Source organism: Micromonospora carbonacea (assembly GCF_014205165.1).
Lineage (GTDB): Bacteria > Actinomycetota > Actinomycetes > Mycobacteriales > Micromonosporaceae > Micromonospora > Micromonospora carbonacea.
On sequence record NZ_JACHMZ010000001.1, the window covers coordinates 6,412,057 to 6,431,928 of the forward strand.

21 protein-coding genes are annotated in these 19,872 nt (G+C 73.0%); 5 read left to right on the forward strand and 16 right to left on the reverse strand.

Annotated elements, in window-relative coordinates:
* Positions 1-28: 28 nt before the first annotated feature.
* From HDA31_RS26665 to HDA31_RS26675, 3 genes are all read right to left on the reverse strand, one after another.
* A complete protein-coding gene (locus HDA31_RS26665; RefSeq protein WP_178063121.1) occupies positions 29-3,187 on the reverse strand; it encodes an Ig-like domain-containing protein in 3,159 nt (1,052 codons plus the stop codon).
* Positions 3,188-3,435: 248 nt separating this feature from the next.
* Positions 3,436-4,221 carry an FkbM family methyltransferase gene (locus HDA31_RS26670; protein WP_178063120.1) on the reverse strand — a complete coding sequence of 262 codons (786 nt, stop codon included), beginning with the start codon at positions 4,219-4,221 and terminating at the stop codon, positions 3,436-3,438.
* 214 nt (positions 4,222-4,435) lie between these two features.
* Positions 4,436-5,977, reverse strand: coding sequence for a glycosyltransferase family 2 protein (locus HDA31_RS26675; protein WP_178063119.1), 1,542 nt, complete (start codon positions 5,975-5,977; stop codon positions 4,436-4,438).
* A gap of 245 nt (positions 5,978-6,222) precedes the next feature.
* On the opposite strand from HDA31_RS26675, the gene HDA31_RS26680 reads away from it, so the two are divergent.
* The 3 genes from HDA31_RS26680 to HDA31_RS26690 all read left to right on the forward strand — a co-directional run bounded on the left by HDA31_RS26680 (position 6,223) and on the right by HDA31_RS26690 (position 8,598).
* On the forward strand, positions 6,223-7,122 hold the full coding sequence (locus HDA31_RS26680; protein WP_178063118.1) for an SDR family oxidoreductase: 900 nt from the start codon (positions 6,223-6,225) through the stop codon (positions 7,120-7,122).
* Between the two features lie 83 nt (positions 7,123-7,205).
* Positions 7,206-7,661 carry an ATP-binding protein gene (locus HDA31_RS26685; RefSeq protein WP_178063117.1) on the forward strand — a complete coding sequence of 152 codons (456 nt, stop codon included), beginning with the start codon at positions 7,206-7,208 and terminating at the stop codon, positions 7,659-7,661.
* A gap of 169 nt (positions 7,662-7,830) precedes the next feature.
* A complete protein-coding gene (locus HDA31_RS26690; RefSeq protein ID WP_178063116.1) occupies positions 7,831-8,598 on the forward strand; it encodes a GAF and ANTAR domain-containing protein in 768 nt (255 codons plus the stop codon).
* 72 nt (positions 8,599-8,670) lie between these two features.
* On the opposite strand, the gene HDA31_RS26695 is transcribed toward HDA31_RS26690, so the two are convergent.
* Together HDA31_RS26695 and HDA31_RS26700 are read right to left on the reverse strand one after the other, a co-directional pair.
* Positions 8,671-9,075 (reverse strand): STAS domain-containing protein, encoded by a 405-nt coding sequence (locus tag HDA31_RS26695; RefSeq protein WP_260422072.1) that lies wholly within the window; start codon positions 9,073-9,075, stop codon positions 8,671-8,673.
* Between the two features lie 161 nt (positions 9,076-9,236).
* Positions 9,237-10,148 (reverse strand): DUF3152 domain-containing protein, encoded by a 912-nt coding sequence (locus HDA31_RS26700; protein ID WP_311774376.1) that lies wholly within the window; start codon positions 10,146-10,148, stop codon positions 9,237-9,239.
* A gap of 185 nt (positions 10,149-10,333) precedes the next feature.
* Here HDA31_RS26700 and HDA31_RS26705 point away from each other — a divergent pair, with 185 nt between their 5' ends.
* Positions 10,334-11,623, forward strand: coding sequence for a DUF2786 domain-containing protein (locus HDA31_RS26705; RefSeq protein WP_246384309.1), 1,290 nt, complete (start codon positions 10,334-10,336; stop codon positions 11,621-11,623).
* 261 nt (positions 11,624-11,884) lie between these two features.
* Here the strand turns inward: HDA31_RS26705 and HDA31_RS26710 are convergent, their stop codons facing one another.
* Positions 11,885-12,310, reverse strand: a complete 426-nt coding sequence (locus HDA31_RS26710) for a hypothetical protein (protein ID WP_221486695.1) — start codon at positions 12,308-12,310, stop codon at positions 11,885-11,887.
* Between the two features lie 251 nt (positions 12,311-12,561).
* Here HDA31_RS26710 and HDA31_RS26715 point away from each other — a divergent pair, with 251 nt between their 5' ends.
* A complete protein-coding gene (locus HDA31_RS26715) occupies positions 12,562-13,956 on the forward strand; it encodes an RNA polymerase sigma factor (RefSeq protein ID WP_178063113.1) in 1,395 nt (464 codons plus the stop codon).
* A gap of 81 nt (positions 13,957-14,037) precedes the next feature.
* Here the strand turns inward: HDA31_RS26715 and HDA31_RS26720 are convergent, their stop codons facing one another.
* The 10 genes from HDA31_RS26720 to HDA31_RS26765 form a co-directional block, all read right to left on the reverse strand.
* Complete coding sequence (locus HDA31_RS26720) at positions 14,038-15,543, reverse strand: alpha/beta fold hydrolase (protein ID WP_178063112.1); 1,506 nt, start codon at positions 15,541-15,543, stop codon at positions 14,038-14,040.
* 125 nt (positions 15,544-15,668) lie between these two features.
* Positions 15,669-15,947 carry a hypothetical protein gene (locus HDA31_RS26725; RefSeq protein ID WP_178063111.1) on the reverse strand — a complete coding sequence of 93 codons (279 nt, stop codon included), beginning with the start codon at positions 15,945-15,947 and terminating at the stop codon, positions 15,669-15,671.
* Positions 15,944-16,282 carry an ArsR/SmtB family transcription factor gene (locus tag HDA31_RS26730; RefSeq protein WP_178063110.1) on the reverse strand — a complete coding sequence of 113 codons (339 nt, stop codon included), beginning with the start codon at positions 16,280-16,282 and terminating at the stop codon, positions 15,944-15,946. Before HDA31_RS26730 ends, HDA31_RS26725 begins: the two co-directional genes overlap by 4 nt.
* A 117-nt stretch (positions 16,283-16,399) precedes the next feature.
* Positions 16,400-16,843 (reverse strand): hypothetical protein, encoded by a 444-nt coding sequence (locus HDA31_RS26735; protein ID WP_178063109.1) that lies wholly within the window; start codon positions 16,841-16,843, stop codon positions 16,400-16,402.
* 17 nt (positions 16,844-16,860) lie between these two features.
* Positions 16,861-17,370: an EndoU domain-containing protein gene (locus tag HDA31_RS26740; RefSeq protein ID WP_246384307.1), complete on the reverse strand. Its 510-nt coding sequence runs from the start codon at positions 17,368-17,370 to the stop codon at positions 16,861-16,863.
* A 6-nt stretch (positions 17,371-17,376) separates the two neighbouring features.
* On the reverse strand, positions 17,377-17,871 hold the full coding sequence (locus tag HDA31_RS26745; protein ID WP_178063108.1) for a WXG100-like domain-containing protein: 495 nt from the start codon (positions 17,869-17,871) through the stop codon (positions 17,377-17,379).
* Between the two features lie 3 nt (positions 17,872-17,874).
* Positions 17,875-18,204 carry a hypothetical protein gene (locus HDA31_RS26750; RefSeq protein WP_246384306.1) on the reverse strand — a complete coding sequence of 110 codons (330 nt, stop codon included), beginning with the start codon at positions 18,202-18,204 and terminating at the stop codon, positions 17,875-17,877.
* A complete protein-coding gene (locus tag HDA31_RS26755) occupies positions 18,201-18,614 on the reverse strand; it encodes a YbaB/EbfC family nucleoid-associated protein (RefSeq protein ID WP_178063107.1) in 414 nt (137 codons plus the stop codon). The genes HDA31_RS26750 and HDA31_RS26755 overlap by 4 nt, the downstream gene beginning before the upstream one ends.
* A 356-nt stretch (positions 18,615-18,970) precedes the next feature.
* Positions 18,971-19,486 carry a hypothetical protein gene (locus HDA31_RS26760; RefSeq protein WP_178063106.1) on the reverse strand — a complete coding sequence of 172 codons (516 nt, stop codon included), beginning with the start codon at positions 19,484-19,486 and terminating at the stop codon, positions 18,971-18,973.
* Positions 19,487-19,637: 151 nt separating this feature from the next.
* Complete coding sequence (locus HDA31_RS26765) at positions 19,638-19,811, reverse strand: CsbD family protein (RefSeq protein ID WP_043961622.1); 174 nt, start codon at positions 19,809-19,811, stop codon at positions 19,638-19,640.
* Positions 19,812-19,872 lie beyond the last annotated feature (61 nt).

A 19,872-nucleotide genomic window follows, 5' to 3' on the forward strand; every position in this document is an offset into this window, starting at 1 on the left:
ACGCGGCCCGGGTGAAACCGACGTCAGCTCAGCTGACGGTCACCGAGATGGTGGTGGCCGGCTGCTGGAGCTGCCCGTAGTTGTCGACCGCCCGCACCGAGATGGTGTACTTGCCCGCCGGCACCACCGGCGACGTGTAGGCGAAGTTCGACCCCGGCGAGCCCGGGCTGGTGAGGAACGTGGCGATCCACGGGGCGGAGCCGCCACCGAACGTGCCGGAGGAGCTCATCCCCTGGCCCGCGCCGTTGACGATCTGCACCTCCACCTTCGACATGCCGACGTCGTCCACCGCGCGCCCGGTCACCACGATCCGCGAGTCGCCGAAGACCGCGCCGTTGGTCGGGCTGAGGCTCGGCTCCAGGCGCGGGTCGAGGTCGCCCGGGTAGACGAGGTACTTGGCGGTGGCCCCGGAGGTCGAGCTGTCCTGCTGGCCCGACGTGTCGACGGCCCACGCCTCGACGCTGTACTCGCCCTTGGTCGGCAGGTCGATCGACAGGGTGAAGGCGGTGCTCGTCGCGCCGGGCGCGGCGAGCGTGGCGTTCACCGTGGCAAAGCTCGCCGCCATCGTGCCGTTGGGCTGCACGTACCGGCCGGTGTCCAGGTCGCGCAGCGCCACCCGGACGCCCTGCACGCCCTTGTCGTCGGTCGCGGTGCCGGCCAGGCCGAGGTGCAGCTGCTCGACGTTCTGGTCGGTGCCGGTGAAGTTCAGCTTGCCGTTCGGGAAGGCGTCGCCCGGCACCTGGGCGGTGACGCTCAGCTTGCCCAGGTTGGCGTTCGTCGTGACCAGGCCCAGGTTGTCGGTGGCGCGGACCCGGAAGTCGTAGACGCCCGGGGTGAGCGACGCCGTGGTGAACGACCAGTTGTACGACGCGGCGTTGAGGTTCGTCGGCGACACCCGGTGGTAGGCCGCGACCGCGTCCACGCCCCACGTGCCGTCGGCGGCCAGCGACTCTCGGGTGGTGGTGTTGCGCAGGTAGACCTCGACCGACTTCAGGGTGCCGTCGTCGCTGGCGGTGCCGGAGAAGGTGACCGGGCTGCCGGGGGCGACCGTGAGCGGCGCGGCGGCGGTGGGCGGGTTCATCGCGGCGGGCGCGGTGATGGCCACCGTCGGGGCCACCCCGTCCTCCGCGATGATCCAGTCGCGGACCTCGCCCTTGAGGTCGGCCTGGCCGGCGGTGTCGACGGCGGTGGCGGTCATCCGCCACTCGCCCTCGGTCGGCAGGGTCACCTCGACCTGCCAGGTGGTCGACACCGCGCCGATCACGTCCGGCTCGGTGCGGAACGTGTTGTAGACCGCCGCGACGGTGCCGTCGTCCTGGAGGTAGTGGTTGTCCGGGGTGCGGAACGAGTAGGTCAGCGCCTCGACGCCCTTGTCGTCGGTGGCGGTGCCGGTGGCCACGAAGGTCTTCGTGGCGAGCAGGCCGGCGGCCGGCGCGCTGATCTTCGTCGTCGGGGGCAGGTCGTCGAAGCTGAACGTCTCGATCTTCTTGACGGCCTTCGTCGCGTCGGTCTCGCTGCTGGTGCGACCGAACGTCTTCGCCTGGATCTGGTATTCGCCGACGGGCAGCGAGACGGCCAGCGACCACATGGTCGAGGTGGCGTTCGGGCTGGCCAGGGTCGACACGATGACGGCGGAGGAGCCCCACGTCTTCAGGTCCGGCTGGAGGTACTTCTTGGAGCCGCGGTTCTGGATCTCGACCTGCACCTTCTTGACGCCGGACGGCGCGGTCGCCTGGCCCTCGATGGTGAACGAGCCGTTGGCGGGCTTCACCCGGCCCTCGATGGGCGTGTCGATCGTCGTCTCCACCGCCGAGGGCGCCGGCACCCGGCCCAGGTCGAAGAAGCCGACCCGGCCCACCGTGAGGCCGCCCTTGGTGTTGCCGTCGCCGCCGACGAAGAGGCCGCGCGGGGTGGCCAGCATCGCCTTCTCGCCCTCGTAGGAGCTGGAACCCGGGTTCCACTCCAGGGCGGTGCCCGTCGCCGGGTCGAGCGCGCCGAGGTGGTCACGGCGGACCACCTGGTCGCCGAGGCCGTAGCCGCTGAGGCCCTGGCCCGTGCCGTACCCGACGTTGTCCAGGCCCGGCCACGGGACGTTGGCGGTCGGCGACTCCTGCCAGCTGAAGTGGCCGCCGACGTACACGGCCGCCTCGGTGACGGCGACCGAGTAGATGCTGTCGAAGTGCCGGGAGATCCAGATCGGCTCGACGTTGTCGCCGCCGGCCACCGGGAACGCCATCGCGGTGTCGTTGATCGGCGGCCGGTCGCCGCCCGAGCCGCTGGTGACCACGAAGTACGAGTCGTCCGGCGCGATGTCGCCGCCGAAGGCCCGCTGGATGCCGCCGACGAAGGAGAGGTTGTCCTCCCACAGCCGGGTCCGCCACGGCAGCAGGGCCTTGGCGGCGGTGTCGATCAGGCCGACCCCGTAGCGGTCCTGGCCGGCGATCTGCCGGCCGGTGTGCACGACCATCAGCTTCGCGCCGTCGTGGGTCAGCTTGAGCTGCTGCACGGTCAGCATGCCGCCGACGCCGATGCCGCCGGACAGCTGCAGGTCGAAGCCCGCGTCCACCGCCCCCGTGGTCGGGTTCAGCGCCGCCAGGCCGGTGCGGTTCGTGCTGTTGATCTTGGTGAACTGGCCGCCCACGTACACCGCGTTGTTGGTCACGGCCAGGGCGGTCCCGCGACCGTTGCCCTGCGCGGTGAAGCCGGCGACCGGGGCGCCGGTCACCGGGTCGAGCCGGGCGACCTTGCGCTTGGTGAGGCCACCAACGGTGTTGAACGTGCCGGTCACGTAGAGCGCCGAGCCGTCCGGCGACGCCTCGACGGCCTCGACGGCCCCGTCGAACGTCGGCCGGAAGCCGGTGTCGACCTTGCCCGTGTCGATGTTGTAGGACGCCAGCCACCGCTGCGCGAGCGCGGTCTGCCCGACGTTGGCGATCCCGGTGAAGGAGCCGGCGACGAACACCCGGTTACCGATCACCTCGATGTCGGTGACCTCACCGTCGGTGATCCTCGGGACGTCGTTACGCGGTGCGCTGGGCACCAGGCCGGTGTGCCCCGGTACTTCGACGACGAGCGCCTTGGCGGCGAGACCCGCCTGCCAGGCAGACACCGCCGCGATGACCGGTTGGCCGATCAACACGACAGTCCCGGCCACCAGACCCGCGATGACGCGGCTCCGAACACGCATCGAGACAACCCCCTGTAAGCGCCCGCATCGCCCACCGGGTCGGCCCCGGCAGCGTCCACCCGCCGGCATGCCGAGAACACCGTAGGAGGCGAAAGCGCCTCACCACCCCGTGCCTCGCCGGAATCCGGCCGATCGCTATCAGACATGATCCCGGCGGCGGAACGCACCACCATCGGAGCGAATCTCACTCCACCGAACGGATCGGCTCGGCGGTTACACGCCGTGCTGCTCCCGCTCCGGGACCGGCCTCAGGCCCCGCCCAGCCGGGCGTAGACGTCGCCGGAGCGGCCCGCCGGGCGGAACCGCTCCAGCAGCCGCACCAGCCCGGCCGCGTCGAGCCACTCGTCAGCGGCGTAGCGCATCGTCTCCACCGGCGAATAGTTGTAGCGGTACCCGCCGGCCGGGCCGCCCAGCCGGTCCACGACGTCGAGCGCGGCGAGGGCCGCGTCGTGGGCCGGGGGGAGGTACTCGAAGGACAGCGCGGGCAGGGGCCGGCTGAGCCCCGACAGCACGTCCACCTCGAAGCCCTCGACGTCGATCTTGCAGAACGCGGGCACGCCGTGCGCGGCGACGAGGTCGTCGAGGGTCACCACGTCGACCTCGACGGACCGGTCCCAGCGGACCCCGGAGAAGCTGCTGTCTGCCGTGACCGACTCGATCCACTCGGTCGACATGGTCGAGACCGTCGGGGTGGCGGTGGACAGGGCGAGCCGTGCCCGGCCGGCGTCCGCGCCGACGGCCTCGGGCACGATCGTCACGTTCGGGTCCCGGCCGAAGAAGAGGCGCAGGGCCTGCAGACAGTCGGGTTGCGGCTCCACCGCCACCACCCGCGCGCCCAGCCGCCGCCAGGTGCGTACCCGGCCGCCGACGTGGGCGCCGATGTCGAAGCCGACGTCCCCGGGCTTGAGGAACTCCCGGTAGAGCTCCAGCGCCCGCCGGTGCTTGTGGGGTTGCCCGTGGTAGATGGCCAGGGAACGGGTGAGTCCCCAGGCCCGGCGCAACGTCCGCTGTCCGGGCCGCGGGTCGCTGGTCATGGTGGTCCTCCCGTCGCCCCGCCACCGGGACACCTCGGATCGTCGGTGCCGCCGCCGCACCGCCCCGCCGTACGGCTGGACGCCGCGCGGCGCTGACGATGACTACGCGGGCAGCGGCGAAACGGTTCATCCGCCCCACGGGATGCCCGCCGGTCCACGAGAGAGGTGAGAGGGGAACCCTGCTATACCGAATGCGTTAACAGGGGGCCCTTCCTTACCGGCCCAGCAGGCGGTTGGCCACCCGGCGCAGGCGGTTGCGTACGCGCTGGTGCAGGGCGGGCTTCTTCTTCGCGGCGGGCACGACCCGCACCGGGGCGGCACCGTCGGCGGCGCACCGGAAGGTCAGCGGGAGCCGCGCGTCCTCGGTCCACCCGTTCTCGGTGAGCCGGGCCTTGAGCAGCCAGGTGCCCTCGGTCCGGCCCGAGTTCAGGGTGGCGAAGTCCACCGTGGCGGTGGCGTGGTGCACGAGATGCACCCGCTCCGGCCCGGCGCCCTGGACCGGGGCGTCCTCGACCCGGAACTCGACCGGCAGGAAGCACTCCTCGCCGCCCTCCTTGCGCCGGGCCACCACGTCGAGCCGGGCCATGGCCCGGCGGGCGGTGACGTCGAGAATCTCCGGGGCGAGGTCGACGGGCAGGACGATCTGGTAGCGCCCGTCGGAGACGGTGAGGGCCACCGGCTGGTCGCCGGACGCGAGGTGCGCGGTGACGTCGACGGTGAGGACCGTCCCGTCCACCCGGTGGTCGTCGACCCGGGCCTGGACGCGGACGCCCGCCTCCCACTCGGCCAGCTCGCGCAGCCCGGCGACGTCGTCGGCCGCGGTGAGGGCCGTGATCGCCCGTTGCAGCGGCGGGAGCCCGGCGGCCACGCCCGGCGCGAAGCGCTCACGGATGATCTTGCCGCACTCCAGCGCCACCTGCTCCACCCAGTCGGCCGGCTCTCGGAGGAACCGCTTGCCCCGCAGCCGGCTGACCATCTCGTTGCGCAGCCAGCGCCGGTGCAGCCTGTCGCGCAGCGGCCCCGGCTCGGTGTGCGCGTCGACGACGTCCAGCACGTCGCGCAGGTTGGCGTAGTAGCCCGCCGGGTCCAGCCCCTGCGCCGTCACGTTGCCGGCGTCCTGCCGGCGGATGTGGTGGTAGCAGACGTAGTTCGACAGCACGGAGGTGCGCTTGGACAGCAGGAAGGCCCGCACCACGAAGAGGTGGTCCTCCAGCCGGCGCTTCTCCTCCACGAAGCGGATCTCGTGCTCTTCGAGGAAGGACCGGCGGAACAGCTTGTGTGCCGTCAGGCTGTCGATCAGCGGCGCGTTGTCCAGCGTGGCGTCCGGGCGGTCCCGGCGGAACAGCTCACGCGGCACCGAGCGCCCGTGGCCGGCCATCTTGCCGATCACGATGTCCGCGTCGTTCTCGACGGCGTACGCGTAGAGGCGTTCCAGGGCCTCGTCGCCGAACCAGTCGTCGTCGTCGGAGAAGAAGACGTACTCGCCGCGGGCGTTGGCCACGCCGACGTTGCGCGGCCGCGACGGCCAACCGGAGTTCTCGATGTGCACCACCCGGATGTGCGGGTGTTCGGCGGCCAGCTCGTCCAGCCGGGCCCCGGTCGAATCGGTGGAGCCGTCGTCGACGAAGACCGCCTCGAACTCCCCCGGCGGCAGCGACTGGCGCAGCAGCGAGGCGATCAGCCTCTCGATGTGCGGGCCCGAGTTGTAGGCCGGCACCACCACGCTGACTTTCGGAGCATTCGTACTGGCGGTCATCGTCTTCTTCCCCGTCAGGTCCGTGAACCGGTATGCGAACAACCGACGAACATCATGGACCGCAACGGGCACCCTGCGGTGCCCCACATGTGTCCATGCCGTTACGCCGGCCGGCCCGTCCCGCTCCACCTGGACTGCCTCGCCCCGGTCCGGAACACGGAACACGGTAGCGGTCCGTGGTTGGGCCCGCTCTACCGGGGAAGTTCACTGTCGTACCACCGGCCCCGGAGGAAAGGGATGCGGCCGTGACCCACGACCAGTACGACAGGCAGGACCCCCAGGAGCAGTTTCCCGCCCCCGACGAGCAGACCGGCGGACAGCAGTCGGCCCCCGGGCGGACCGGACGGATGCCCGACGCCCCCGACCACGGCGAGGACAGCTACCGGGGCACCGGCCGGCTGACCGGCAAGCGGGCCGTGATCACCGGCGGGGACTCCGGCATCGGCCGCGCGGTGGCCATCGCCTTCGCCCGGGAGGGCGCGGACGTGCTGATCACCTACCTGCCGGAGGAGAAGGACGACGCCGAGGAGACCGCCCGCCTCGTCCGTGCCGCCGGCCGCACCGTGGTCACCGTGCCCGGCGACATCCGCGAGGAGGAGCACTGCGCGGAGATCGTCCGGCGGGCCGTCGACGAGCTGGGCGGGCTGGACATCCTGGTGAACAACGCCGCACACCAGATGGCGCAGGAGGGCGGCATCACCGACATCACCACCGAGCAGTTCGACCGGGTCCTCAAGACCAACCTGTACGCCCTGTTCTGGCTCTGCAAGGCCGCCGTGCCGCACCTCGCGCCCGGCTCCACGATCATCAACACCGCGTCGATCCAGGCGTACCAGCCCTCCCCGCAGCTGCTCGACTACGCCACCACCAAGGCCGGCATCGTCAACTTCACGAAGGGGCTGGCGCAGAACCTGGCCGACCGGGGCATCCGGGTCAACTGCGTGGCGCCGGGGCCGGTCTGGACGCCGCTGATCCCCGCCACCATGCCGGAGGAGGCCGTCGAGTCGTTCGGCCAGGACGTCCCGCTGGGCCGGGCCGGCCAGCCGGCCGAGCTGGCCCCCGCGTACGTCTTCTTCGCCTCGCAGGAGTCCAGCTACGTCACCGGCGAGGTGCTCGGGGTGACCGGCGGCAAGCCGCTGGCCTGACCGCGGCCCCCGGCCGGGCCCGCCGGGCGACGGGCCGGCCGGGGGGCCGTGTGAACGACGAGCACGCAGGGTACTGCCCGGTCATGGGATCGCTGCGGACGTCGCCGCCACCGCCCCGGGCCGTCGAGATGCGGACCTGGGCCCTGGCCAGTGGGGCGGAGCTACGCGCCCTGCGCGCCTCGCTGCACGAGGCGTTGACCGGCCACGCGCTCGCCGAGGGCGAGGAGCTCGACGACATCCCCGAACGGATCGTGCTCGTCGCCACCGAGCTGGCCACCAACGCCCTGCTGCACGGGCTGCCGCCCACCACCGTCCGGCTGCTCCACGACGACGACCTGTTCATCCTCGACGTCGCCGACCACGACCTGACCACCGTGCCCGAGCTGGCCGGCACCCGCCCCCTGGGGGCCGGCGGCCGTGGCCTCCAGCTCGCCCGGGCCTTCTCCCTGGACGTCGGCTGGTACGCCACCCACGACACGAAGCACATCTGGGCGTCCTTCCCCCGGCGGGAGGCCAGGGAGGCGGGCGGCGCCCGCTGACGCCGGGAGGCGGCACCCGCTGACGAGGGTGGGGTGCTCGCTGACGAGGGTGGGGCGCTCGCAGGCAGTGGGCCGCCGAGGTCGGCGGGGATTGGCCGGACGACCGCCCGGGTATCGGTCCACGGCCGTCGGCGAGAGGAGAAGGGGCCGGCGGCGGAAGGGGGCCGTCATGGACGTCGAGAGCCGCCCGGACCCGGTCCGGTCGCGCCGGATCAGGGCCACGTCGAGCCGCCGGCCGCGCGCCGCCGGGCCGGACGACGACCTCGCCGCCCGCCTCGCCGAGATCGCCCGCGCGCTCCAGGACGAACCCGGCCTGGACGCCACCCTCCACGGGATCGTCCGGTGCGCCGTCGGCACCGTGCCGGGCGCCTGGCACGCCGCGATCACCGAGGTCGAGGGCCGGCACCGGGTGGTGACCAGCGCGGCGACGGGCAATCTGGTACGCCGGGTCGACCAGGCGCAGTACGACACGGGTCAGGGCCCCTGCCTGACGGCGCTCTTCGAGCACCACACCGTGCGGATGCCCGACGTCGGCGCGGAGACCCGCTGGCCGGATTTCGTCCGCCGGATCGACGGGCTGGGCGTACGCAGCATGCTGTCGTTCCAGCTCTACCTGGCCCGGGACAGCCTCGGCGCACTGAACCTCTACGCGCGTGAGCCGGGGGCGTTCACCGACGAGTCGGAGCGGATCGGGGTGCTCTTCGCCGCGCACGCGGCGGTGGCGATGGGGGACGCCCGGAAGCTGGCGCAGCTCTCCCAGGCGCTGGACGTGCGGGACCTGATCGGGCAGGCGAAGGGGATCCTGATGGAGCGGCACCGGCTGACCGGGGAGCAGGCGTTCGAACTGCTCGTCCGGGCCAGCCAGGGGCTCAACGTGAAACTGCTCGACGTCGCCCGCGACCTGATCGAGACCGGCGAGCTGGCCGACCGGCCCTGACCGGGAGCGCCGACCCGCACCTCCGGCGTCATCGCGTCGGCGCGGCGTCGTCAGCGGGTCGGCGCGGCGTCGTCAGCGGGTCGGCGCGGCGTCGTCAGCGGGTCGGCGCGGCGTCGTCAGCGGGTCGGCCGGGACGCCCAGGCCGAGCAGCTCCAGCACGCCGGTGATCTCCAGGACCCGGCGGACCGTGGGCTGCACGTCGGCGACGGTGAGGCGGCAGCCCCGGTCGGCGGCCCGGCCCTGGGCACGCAGCAGCACCAGGATGCCGGAGGAGTCGAGGAACCGGACGCCGCCGAAGTCGAGCTCCAGGGCGGCCGGCGGCGCGCCGTCGAGCAGGGCGGCGAGGACCGAGGCCAGCTCACCCGAGGTAGCGATGTCGATCTCCCCGGTCACGACGAGTCGCCCCCGGCCCTGCGCGACCGTGAGCGGGCCGATCGACAGGCAACCGGGGGGCGGCGGCGAAACGGACAGCGGCATGGCGGGGCCCAAAGGAACTCCCCTGATCGGCACCGGCAGCGGTCCCTCGTAGCAGAAGGCGGGTGCCGGTCGTCCCCAGGGTAGCCGTCATCGTCGTCAATCGCACTCACCCTGCGTGCCGGCAGCGCACCACCCGGTCCGAACGGGCCGCCGGGCCGGCCTCACCAGCCGGCCGGCACCGGGTCGTCGTACTGGCCGGGCGGGCCGGTGAACACGGCACCGTCCACCTCGGGCCAGGCGTTCGGGAGGCAGCCGTGCAGGCCCAGGGTCTGCTGCTGCATGACCGGGGCGGGACCCCCGGCGCCCGGGCACAGCTCGTGCCCCCGGCCGAGCCGGTGGCCCACCTCGTGATTGAGCAGATACCGGCGGTAGGAGGCCAGGTCGCCGTCGAACTGCGGCACGCCGCCCGCCCAGCGCGCCACGTTGATCACCACCCGGTCGCCGTTGCGGCAGGACGTGTAGTGGTCGGTGACGTCCCCGCAGAGGACGCCCCGGGTCACCGGGGTGGCGAGCGCGACGGTGAAGTCGGCCGGGTCGTCCGGGCCGACGCGTTGCAGCCGCCACCGGCCCGCCCCGGTCCACCCCCGGGGGTCGGCGAGGATCGCGCCCACCTCCCGGCCGAACCGCTCCACGTCGACGCCGTCGATCCCCTCCTCCACGGTCACCCGGTACCGCAGCAGCTCACCGGAGCGCCCGGCGACGGCCCCCCGCAGGGTGGCGGCGCGGAAGTCGCCCGTACCCCGGGGTGGGAAGGTGATGTCGGCCGGCGCCTGCGCGGTCGGGGTCGCGGACCGGCCCGGGGCCCGGGTGGTCGGCGCGGCGAGGGTGGGCGCGGCGACCCCCGCGGCGGCGACCGGCCGGCCCGCCTGGTCCGGCCCGCCCCGGCGGACGGCCCCGGCACCGGCCGTGGCCAGCGCCACCACGGCCAGTGCGACGCACGCGACCAGCGGCCCGTTCCGGGTGGCGGCGCGCCGCCGGCGGTGGCCACCCGGGCCGGACCTGGCATGGGTACGACTCGACAACTCGCGCTCCGTCCCGTCGATCCGCTGTCGGTGCACGGACGGATTCCGCACCCGTGCACGGATGGATACGGACGGCGACCCGGAGCGGATGAGGCGTCCGGCGGTCATTTCGTCGGCGGTGGGGGCGCTCACGCCCGGCGGGTGCTGCTCCGGCGGTACGGTTTCCGGCGGGACCTGGCCGACCGGCTCCGCCCCGGCCAGCGGACGTTGCGCCACCCGACCCTGAGGAGCAGCTCGTGCCGGACGCCGACGCCCTGGTCGCCGACGCCCTCGCGGCGGCGCGCGGCACCGACGTGCGCGCCGCCGAGCGGCAGTTGGACCGCCTGGTGGTCGGCGGCGGCGTGCCGGACGGGCCGGCGGCGGTCGACGCGGCCCTGACCGCGCGCCTGGTGCGCGGCGTGGGCCGGCTCTGGCCCCGGGGCTGGCAGCCCGTCGACCTGGTCCGCATCGCGACCCGTCGGCTCGGCCCGGCGGCCGGGCGGCTCGTGGCCGATGTGGCCGCCGCCCAGCGCAGGGTCCAGCCCGAGCCGGTGCCGCTCTGGTGGGACGACCAGCTCGCCGGCCTCGACGCGGCCGTGTGGTGGGACGACGACCGGCGACACCTGACGGCCTGGGCGGCCCGGGAGGGCACCGACCGGATCGCCGCCCTGCGCGACGCCGTCGACGTGCTGGCGCTGGTGGAGGGGCTGCCGCCGATCGCGGTGCTGCGCCCGCCGCCCGGCGTGACCGCCCCGGCCACGGCCGTCGGGCGCGGCGGCAGCGGGTCGCGGATGCTCGACCGGGTGCGGGCGCTGCTGGCCAAGGCCGAGTCGACGACCTTCCCGGCGGAGGCGGAGGCGCTGACCGGCAAGGCTCAGGAGCTGATGGCCCGGCACAGCATCGACGCGGCCCTGGTCGAGGCGACGGCCGAGCGGGGCGACGCGCCCGGCGGCGTGCGGCTGGGCACCGAGCCGCCGTACCCGGGGGCGAAGGCGCTGCTGGTGCAGGAGGTGGCGGCGGCGAACCGGTGTGAGTCGGTGTGGTCCGACGACCTGGGCTTCGCCACGGTGCTCGGTTTCCCCGCCGACCTGGCCGCCGTCGAGCTGCTCTACACGTCGCTGCTGGTGCAGGCCACCGCCGCCATGCTGCGGGGCCGCACCGAGCGCCGGACGCGCGGCGGCAGCCGGCGCACGAAGGCGTACGACGAGTCGTTCCTCAACGCGTTCGCGCTGCGCATCGGCGAGCGGCTGCGGGCCGCCGCCGACGAGGCGGGCCGGGAGGCCGCCCGGGAACAGGGTGGGGAGCGGCTGCTGCCGGTGCTCGCCTCCCGCGCGACCGCCGTGCGGGAGCGGCTGAACGACCTCTTCCCCGGGGTGACCAGCAAGCGGCTCACCGTCGCCGACGAGGAGGGTTGGGCCTCCGGCACCTCCGCCGCCGACCGGGCGGCGCTGCACCCGGGCGGATCCGCCCCGGCCCGGGTGTCGGGCGCGGCACACCGGCCCCGACCCCCCGCCGGGACGCGCCGACGGGGCCCGGCCGACAGGTGAGGCCGCACACCGGGCAACACCTGCTGCTGACGTGCGACCGCCCGGCTTCGTGGACGGCATGTCGGAGCAGGACCGGGCCACCCTCTTCGGCGAGGCGGACGAGATCATGCGGGGGTTGACGGAGTCTCGGGCGAACTGGTCGGCACCACCGGCTCGCCGCCGTGCGGGGCCACCTGCTGGGGATGGCCGGGGACAAGGCCGCCGCCCGGCACGCGCACCGAGCGGCGGCCTCACCGAGGCTACGGGAGCCCGCCGAGATGATCACAACAACTCGAGAGCCCCGCCCCAGCCGAAGTCGCCGTTGGCGTTCAGGAAAGCGTGCTCAAACGTCCACGTGGACGTGGACCAGTTGGGGTTGTCCGGATCGAGTTTCTGGGTATGCACGTAGGTCCCGTAGAAGGTGCCCTGCAGGCAGTCTTCCCAGAAATACCATCCCGCACCGAGACCGATGGTGCCGTGAATGACGTCCTCATAGCCCGACCCACCCGGGTCCTCGACAAGCGCCAGGTCCCTGAGGTAGGTGCCCTCATCCAGGAGAATCCGCCGCGACACGCAACTGCGATTGCCTTCGTTCGGGCTGGCCACCAGATACTGCGACCTCTTGTTGTAAGCCACGGCCGATGCGGAGACGGGCGCCGGAGCGACGAGCAGTGCGGTCAGCCCGACGGCAGTCACCAGAGCGACCACAAGAGCACGAGGAATTGTTTTCAAGCGAGATACCTCCCGAGATCGACTGGGAATATCATAGGCGAGAATGAATCAGAACGCCCCCCTGAGCGACATTCGGAACAACGGGCGCATTTCAAGCTTTGTGCCGATATGGCATCGCAGACCGCCTAGCGCCCCGGCAGCCGGGAAGGCAGGTGTCGCAGCCCTGATGGTTCTTCAAAGAGATCCACCCGCGTCAGGCGTGGCACTCCCGGGCCAGCTTCGGCGGGATGTCGACGAACGTCTCCCCCAGCCACTTCGCCGGGCTGGCCGGCTGCGGTCCGGCTGCCCCCGGCGGGCCGGATGGTGTGGGCGTCTTCGCCGGCCGGGGCGGTCCGGCCGCCCCCGGCGGGCAGGGCGGTGTGGCCGTGGGTGACCTGCTGCGCGGGCTCGCGCCGCAGGTCCTCGGCCTGCTCGTGCGCCGGCACGGCCAGTTCGACGCCTGCGAGGACGCCGTGCAGGAGGCGCTGCTCGCCGCCGCGACCCGGTGGCCCACCGACGGGATGCCCGACAACCCCCGGGCGTGGCTGCTCACCGTGGCGACCCGCCGGCTCACCGACGCCTGGCGCAGCGAACGCGCCCGCCGGGACCGCGAGGTCGCGGTGGCCCTCCGGGAGCCGGCGTACGCGGCGCTGGCCCCTCCGCCCGACGAGCAGCCGCCGGCCGGCGACGACACCCTGCTGCTGCTCCTGCTCTGCTGCCATCCGGCGCTGAACCGTTCGGCGCAGGTCGCGCTGACCCTGCGCGCGGCCGGCGGGCTGACCACCGCCCAGATCGCCCGCGCCCACCTGGTGCCCGAGGCGACGATGAGCCAGCGCATCCGCCGGGCCAAGCAGCGGATCGAGGCGGCCGGGGCCCGGTTCGTCCTGCCGTCGCCCGCCGAACGCGACGAGCGGATGCGCGCCGTACTCCAGGTGCTCTACCTCGTGTTCAACGAGGGCCACACCGCCTCCAGCGGGCCGGACCTCCAGCGCGCCGAGCTGACCGCCGAGGCGATCCGGCTGACCCGGGAGCTGCGCCGGCTGCTGCCCGACGACGGCGAGGTCGCCGGGCTGCTGGCGCTGATGCTGCTCACCGACGCGCACCGGGAGGCGCGCACCGGCCCGGACGGTGAGCTGGTGCCGCTGGCCGAGCAGGACCGCGACCGGTGGAACCGGGCCGCGATCGCCGAGGGCACCGCCCTGGTGACCGAGGCGCTGACCTGGTCGCCGCCCGGGCCGTACCAGCTCCAGGCGGCGATCGCGGCGGTGCACGCCGAGGCACCGAGCGCCGCCGACACCGACTGGCGGCAGATCGTGGCGCTCTACCGGCTGCTGGGCCGGCTCGCCCCGAACCCGATGGTCACCCTCAACGAGGCGGCGGCGGTGGCCATGGTGGACGGCCCGCGCGCCGGGCTGGCCCTGCTCGCCCCGCTCGACGGCGACGAGCGCGTCGCCGGGCACCACCGGCTCGCCGCCGTGCGGGGCCACCTGCTGGAGCTGGCCGGGGAGAAGGCCGCCGCCCGGGACGCGTACCGGGCGGCGGCCCGGTCCACCACCAGCCTCCCCGAGCGCCGCTACCTGGAATCCCGCGCCACCCGCCTCCCCCCTCCCCGCCCCCACCCCGGCCTCGCCCCGTCCCGGTGATCAAGAGAAAAGCGTCAGAGTTGATCTCCAGGATGACGCAAACCTCTTGATCACCGAGCCGGGGTGGGGGCGGGGTGGGGGTCAGCGTGGGGTTAGTGCCGGGCAGTGGGTGGTGGGGGCGGGGGGCGTCAGGTCGACCAGGTAGCGGTCGATCGCGCTGCCCATGCAGGGGCTGGTGGTGTAGCTGCCGTGCCCCCACCCCTCGTACGCGAGCAGGACCCCGCGGAGCTGGCGGGCGACGGCGGCGGCCCGGTCGAACTCGCTCACCGGGTCGTGCCGGGTGGCCGCCACCAGCACCGGCACGTCGGTGCGCCCCCGAAGGCGGTGCTGCGGGTTGCCGACGGGTGCGCCGAGGCACAGGGCGAGCGCCTGCACCACCAGCGGATACCGGACGTCGGGCGCGAGCGCGGCGAGCCGGCGCAGGAGCCGGGCGTACTCGGCGTAGTCGCCGACGGGCAGACTCCAGTCCTGGCAGAAGACGGCGAGCGGGCTCGCTGCGGTTGCCGCTGCTCCTGGGCCGGCGGTGGCGACGGCGGGTGCCGGGGCCGCCGACCAGGTCGCGATGCGGTCGGCGAGCACCGTCCAGTAGGGGCCGTAGAGGTCACGTTGGGCGCGGGCGGTCAGCGCGAACGGGGTCAGCGTCGGGTCGGGCAGCTCGCCCCGCTCGGCCCGGTCGAGCAGCTCCGCCCAGCGGGCCCGGACGTCCTGGCCGTGCAGGGCACACTCGACGGAACGGTCGCACCAGGCCACGAACTCGTCGAACGAGTCCTGCGCGGCGACGGCCTGGCTGGCCAGGAACGGCCGCATCGGCAGGCTGTGGTCGATCACGCTCTCCAGCACCATGGCCCGCACCCGGTGCGGATACTCGTCGGCGTACTGCGCGCCGAGCAGCGTGCCGTAGGAGCTGCCGTGGAAGGTCAGCCGCTCCTCGCCGAGGGCGGCCCGGACGGCGTCGAGGTCGCGTACCGCGCTGCGGGTGTCGAGGTGGTCGAAGACGGGGCCGGTGCGGACCCGGCAGTCCGCCCGCAGCTCCGCGTTGTCGCGTGCGGTGGCGTCGAACTGCGCCTGGTCGGTGATCACCTGTGGGACCCGGGCGAGCAGGTCCGCCGCGCAGACCACCGGGTTGCTGCGACCGACGCCGCGCGGGTCGAAGCTGACGATGTCGAAGCGGCGGCGCTGCTCGGCGCTGAACCGCACGCTCTCCACCACCTTCTGCACGCCGGAGTCCCCCGGGCCGCCGGGGCCGAAGAACAGCACGCCGACCCGGGCGGCGGGGTCGGTCGCGGGCCGGCGGGCCAGGGCAAGGTCGAACCGTTGCCCGGCCGGGTCGGCCCAGTCCACCGGCAGCGACAGGGTGCCGCACTCGGCGGACCCGTCGGCAGGGCAGGGCGCCCACCGGATCGGCCCGGACGCCGTCGAGCCTGACGTCGGCCGTACCGTCGGCTCTGCTGCCGGATCGGCGCGGGCCGCGCCGGGCGCGCCGGCGAGGAACGTGCAGGCGACGGCCGCCGCCAGCGTCGCGCCGACGGCCCGGCGGAGGCCGACGCTCGCCGGACCGCCGGCGGCGGATCTGCGGGTACGCAGCATGAGATGCTGTCCTCTCCTCGAAGGAGCATTGCGCAGAGAACTCGCCCACGGGCGAGGTGATGCTGCTTCCACCTGGGTCGCCGAGTTGCCGCTCGGCGGCCCAGGGCCTTACTGCTTGCCTGCGCTCAGTCGACGTCCCGCAGGACGCGCTCCAGCGCGGCCGTCCGGGTCGCCAGTTCGCCGAGCCGGGCGTCGATCGTGGCCAGGAGCCGCTCGTTGGCCTCCTGGGCCCGCGCCGACGCCTCGGCGAGCCGGCGGTAGTCGTCCTCGCGCCCGCCGGACAGCCTGGCCCGGCGGTTCTTGGACAGCTGCACGACCAGCACCGTGACGACGGTGACGAGCAGGGTGAAGATGCCGGCCGCCCCGATCACCTCGGTCCAGTCGTGGCCGCTCATCCCGGTCATCCCCCCTCCTGCCCGGCCGCGTCCGGCGGGGTCAGCGTCTCGGCCGCCCGCCGGATGACCTCGGGGGTGAGGGTGAACACGAACGGATTCACCTCGTAGTACTTCATTGCCCTCCCGTCCTCGGAAAGCTCCAGGCGCGCGGAGACCAGCCCGGCCGCCGCCAGCTTGCGCAGGTGGACCTGGAGCAGGGCCCGGCTGATGCCCAGCTCGCGTGCCAGCCGGCTGACGTAGGCGCGTTCCCTGGCCAGCGCGGCGACCACCCGGAGGCGGTGCGGGTTGGCCAGGGTCGCCAGCACCCGCAGGAGGTCGTCCCCGATGGGCGGCTCGCCGCTCATAACCAACCCTTGCACATGCAAAGGAAAGTTAGCAGGGAGGGTTGCGCGGTCACAAGTGGACGGTCCCCGATTCCGGGTAGGGGTGATCCCCGGGACGCCCCCGAGGCAGACGGCGGATCAGAAGAGGCGGCCCCGGTACGGGTGCGGCCGGCCCCACTTCCCTTCCCAGTTCAGCAGGTCCGCTTCCCACTCGGGCAGGTCAGGACGGTGCTCTCGAACCAGGTGGGGATTCTCCGGCAGACCGGCGAGGAAGCTCCAGTACGCCTCCACCGCCTCCCGGAACTCGGCCAGCGGGTATCCGGCCTCCTCGCCCTCCACCCACTCGTTGCGCAGCGTGACGCCCTCCGGGGTGATCGAGACGGCGTAGTTCTCGCTGCTCCACTCCTCGAAGGGCGGGCGCCCCTGGCTGACGTCGTCGACCATGGCCAGGGCGTCCAGGCAGACCAGCGGATGCTTGGAGACGTCGGTGATCAACCAGGCGCCGAGAACCCGCAGGCGCTGGTCGTCGACCTCGAACGTCGGCAGCCGGTACTGGTCGGTCGAGAACCTGATGCCGTTCACAGCAGAACCCTTCCAGGTCAGACGACGGGCCAGCCGTGGGTGAACCCGCCCGTGCCATTGTAGAAACCCTCGATCACGACTCCCCGATACGTCCCGCGCCACATGTTGGTGCCCGGCACCCGGGTGGCGTTCTGGAACGCGCCGGGGATGGCCGCGTCGACCTGCGCGGGCGTCCAGTTGTCGGGAAAGAACGAGCTGACCCCACCATTGCCGGCCTTGGGCTTCCAGGTGCCCTGAGGCGGGTTGATGGTCGGGTCGAAGAACTCGGGCTCCGCCTTGTACGCCCCGGTGCGCGGGTCGCGGACGGTGGTGCCGGGTCGCAGCCGCCGGCCGGGGAAGTCCTGCCCGCCGGGCCGATAGTGATAGCCCGAGCCCTTCGGGTTGCCTGGCTTGACGTGCCCGCCGAAGACATGGTTCCGGAAGTAAGCGTTCATCCGCCCGGGGCGATTACGCCGGTTCGCCTTCCGCAGGTACGTCAGCGCCGCCCGCATCAACCGGCCGCTGGACTTGCCCGATCCCTTCGCCATCCGGCGTCAACCGTCGGCCAGTTTCCACAGAACCTCCTGAATGAGGTTCCCCACCACGGTCCGGGCAAGCGCCTGGAAGACCGGGATCTCCAGCAGCGAGGCACCGAAGGTCACGGCGGATGTCGCGACGGCCTGGGCGATCTGGATGGCCAGGATCACCAACTGCACGATGACCGCGATCTTCAGGGCAAGCACGATCGCCGCACAGATGATCAGGCCGGTGCCGGTGAGCAGTGCGGCGGTCGCCCCGTCCGAGAGGCTTGCCGCCGGGCTGTCCTCCTTGGACCACCACTGTTGAAAGGCGGTGACGTCCTTGCCGCTGTTGGCCACCCAGACCTCGGTAGCACCCGTCTGCGCCTCGACAACCACGCTGCCGAGCCGCCCAGAGAACGCGATCCAGGCGTTCCCCATCTCGAAGAGCTTGTCCTCGTCGGCCTCGGGCCAGGTGTAGCCGAGCACGCCCAGCAGGGACCGCAGCTCGCCGGGAAGTTCCAGTGCCATTGGTCAGCCGTCCAGTCGCTGGCGGATCCCGTCGAGGCCCTGCCGGATGGCCTGCTCGACGGCGGCGTACCGTTGGCCCATCTCGTCCAGATCCACGCCGGCCGACCCGATCTCGGTCAACGCGCTGTCGAAGCACTCGAAGGCCCAGGCCGAAACCTCGTCGTGAGCCGCGCCGATCAGCGAACCAATGTCGTCGGAGCCCCATGGTCGGCCGAAGCCGGCCAGCTCACCGCGAAACGCGGCCAGCTCACCGACGAACCGGGTGGCGAGATCCTGGAGGGCGCGACCTGAGCCGCTCAGTCGATCCGGGTCGACCTCGATCCCCCCGTTCACCGGCCGCCCCGAGCGGCCATCCGGTCCTGCGCCTGAACGAGGGCATCGGTGAACGCAGTAAGCCGCCGCCCGGTGTCCTCCTGGATCCGGCGCAGCGTGTCACCGAGGCCACTCAGGTCGATGGGACCGATGGTGGTCGCCTTGCCCCGCAGGTCGGTCAGGGCCTGGTTGACCGCTGAGGTGATCTCCTCGGCCAGCGTCTCGCTGGGCAGCCGCATCACCCGGGGGTCGAGCGTCAACTCGGCGACCTCGCCGGGCGGCACGACGGTCACGGTCACCATGCCGTCGGCACCTTCACCGAACCCCTCTGGCCGCGGGCTGCCCTCGGCCGTGCTGGTGATGCTATCGAGAGCGGACATCGTTTCGGAGAGCGCCCGGCCGAGGCCGGACGGGTCAACGGGTTCGGCCATCTCGGCTTCCTCCGGTGTCTGATCGCCGCGTGTCTCGGGTCGCCTCGCATTCTAGGTCGACAGCTCGATCCACGCCGCCCGCCTGCAGCGTCGGCCTACGCGCCCCGATGCACCTGGCGCCCCGATCTGCAGCGATCAGATCGTGGAATGCGCATTCGTCCTTCTCCGGCGTGACGCAGGCGCGGGGCCGCCGAACCGACGTTGCTGCGCAAGTCTCATCAGGCCAAGGAGGAACCCTCGGCAAAACGACTCCCGGTCTGAACGACGCCGAGAACGACCGACGGAAGCATCCCGGGCCTCGACAATGCGGTAAGCCCGCACCGTCGAAGGGTCTTCCAACCTGGGGTCTCGCGGAGTCAGGCGTGGCAGTCCCGGGCCAGCTTCGGCGGGATGTCGACGAACGTCTCCCCCAGCCACTTCGCCGGGCTGGCCGCCTTCGCGCCCCCGTCGAGCTGCTTCGCGACGTCCCCGATCAGCTTCTCGATCTCCGGGTCCTCGGCGCGCGCCGCCTGCCTGCGGACGTCGCCGGCCAGCCCCGCGATGGTCCGCTTGAGCCGGTCGTTGAGCTCGTCGGGGGTGGTCTCCTTGTCCTTGGTGGCGGCGGCCGAGTCGGCGGCGAGCTTCTTGCTGCCGGCGAGGATCAGCCGGTCGACCTCCCCGCACACCTCGGCGGTGTTGGCGGCGGTCACGCCGGGCGTGGACGCGGACGGCGTCGAGGTGGCGGCGAACGGCTCGACGGAACCGGTCGGGGCGTCGGCGGTGGGCGCGGCGGTGGCGGGACCGGCCGCCGGATCGTCTGCGGTGCCGTCTGACTGGCAGCCGGCGGCCAGCGCGAGCAGGGCCACCAGGGCGGCGGCGCGGAGCGTGGTCACGGCAGGACGAGACATGTTCTCCCCGTTCGGTGGTGGACCGTCCCAGCATGCCGGTCGCCGTCCACCCCGGGCGCACCGGCTCGCCGCAGCACAGACGCGCGCCGGGCCGACAGGAGGGGCCGGTCCGGCGCGCGCGACGGGACGTACGGAATCAGCTCTTGAAAGCGTCCTTGATCTTCTCGCCGGCCTGCTTGAGGCTGGCCTTGGCCTGGTCGTTGCGGCCCTCGGCCTCCAGGCGCTCGTCGTCGGTGGCCCGCCCGGCGCCCTCCTTCAGCTTGCCGGCGGCGTCCTCGGACGCGTTGGCGATCTTGTCGTCGAAACCCATCATGAACCTCCAACGTCCTGGTCACTGGGGTGGTGCAACACCCATCCAGTACCCCGACGTG

What these genes read in the sequence shown, in the direction of transcription:
- HDA31_RS26665 (WP_178063121.1), bottom strand. Translation starts at nt 3,187, where the DNA reads ATGCGTGTTCGGAGCCGCGTCATCGCGGGTCTGGTGGCCGGGACTGTC.
- HDA31_RS26670 (WP_178063120.1), bottom strand. Translation starts at nt 4,221, where the DNA reads ATGACCAGCGACCCGCGGCCCGGACAGCGGACGTTGCGCCGGGCCTGG.
- HDA31_RS26675 (WP_178063119.1), bottom strand. Translation starts at nt 5,977, where the DNA reads ATGACCGCCAGTACGAATGCTCCGAAAGTCAGCGTGGTGGTGCCGGCC.
- HDA31_RS26685 (WP_178063117.1), top strand. Translation starts at nt 7,206, where the DNA reads ATGGGATCGCTGCGGACGTCGCCGCCACCGCCCCGGGCCGTCGAGATG.
- HDA31_RS26690 (WP_178063116.1), top strand. Translation starts at nt 7,831, where the DNA reads ATGGACGTCGAGAGCCGCCCGGACCCGGTCCGGTCGCGCCGGATCAGG.
- HDA31_RS26695 (WP_260422072.1), bottom strand. Translation starts at nt 9,075, where the DNA reads ATGCCGCTGTCCGTTTCGCCGCCGCCCCCCGGTTGCCTGTCGATCGGC.
- HDA31_RS26715 (WP_178063113.1), top strand. Translation starts at nt 12,562, where the DNA reads ATGTCGACGAACGTCTCCCCCAGCCACTTCGCCGGGCTGGCCGGCTGC.
- HDA31_RS26720 (WP_178063112.1), bottom strand. Translation starts at nt 15,543, where the DNA reads ATGCTGCGTACCCGCAGATCCGCCGCCGGCGGTCCGGCGAGCGTCGGC.
- HDA31_RS26725 (WP_178063111.1), bottom strand. Translation starts at nt 15,947, where the DNA reads ATGACCGGGATGAGCGGCCACGACTGGACCGAGGTGATCGGGGCGGCC.
- HDA31_RS26730 (WP_178063110.1), bottom strand. Translation starts at nt 16,282, where the DNA reads ATGAGCGGCGAGCCGCCCATCGGGGACGACCTCCTGCGGGTGCTGGCG.
- HDA31_RS26740 (WP_246384307.1), bottom strand. Translation starts at nt 17,370, where the DNA reads ATGGCGAAGGGATCGGGCAAGTCCAGCGGCCGGTTGATGCGGGCGGCG.
- HDA31_RS26745 (WP_178063108.1), bottom strand. Translation starts at nt 17,871, where the DNA reads ATGGCACTGGAACTTCCCGGCGAGCTGCGGTCCCTGCTGGGCGTGCTC.
- HDA31_RS26755 (WP_178063107.1), bottom strand. Translation starts at nt 18,614, where the DNA reads ATGGCCGAACCCGTTGACCCGTCCGGCCTCGGCCGGGCGCTCTCCGAA.
- HDA31_RS26765 (WP_043961622.1), bottom strand. Translation starts at nt 19,811, where the DNA reads ATGGGTTTCGACGACAAGATCGCCAACGCGTCCGAGGACGCCGCCGGC.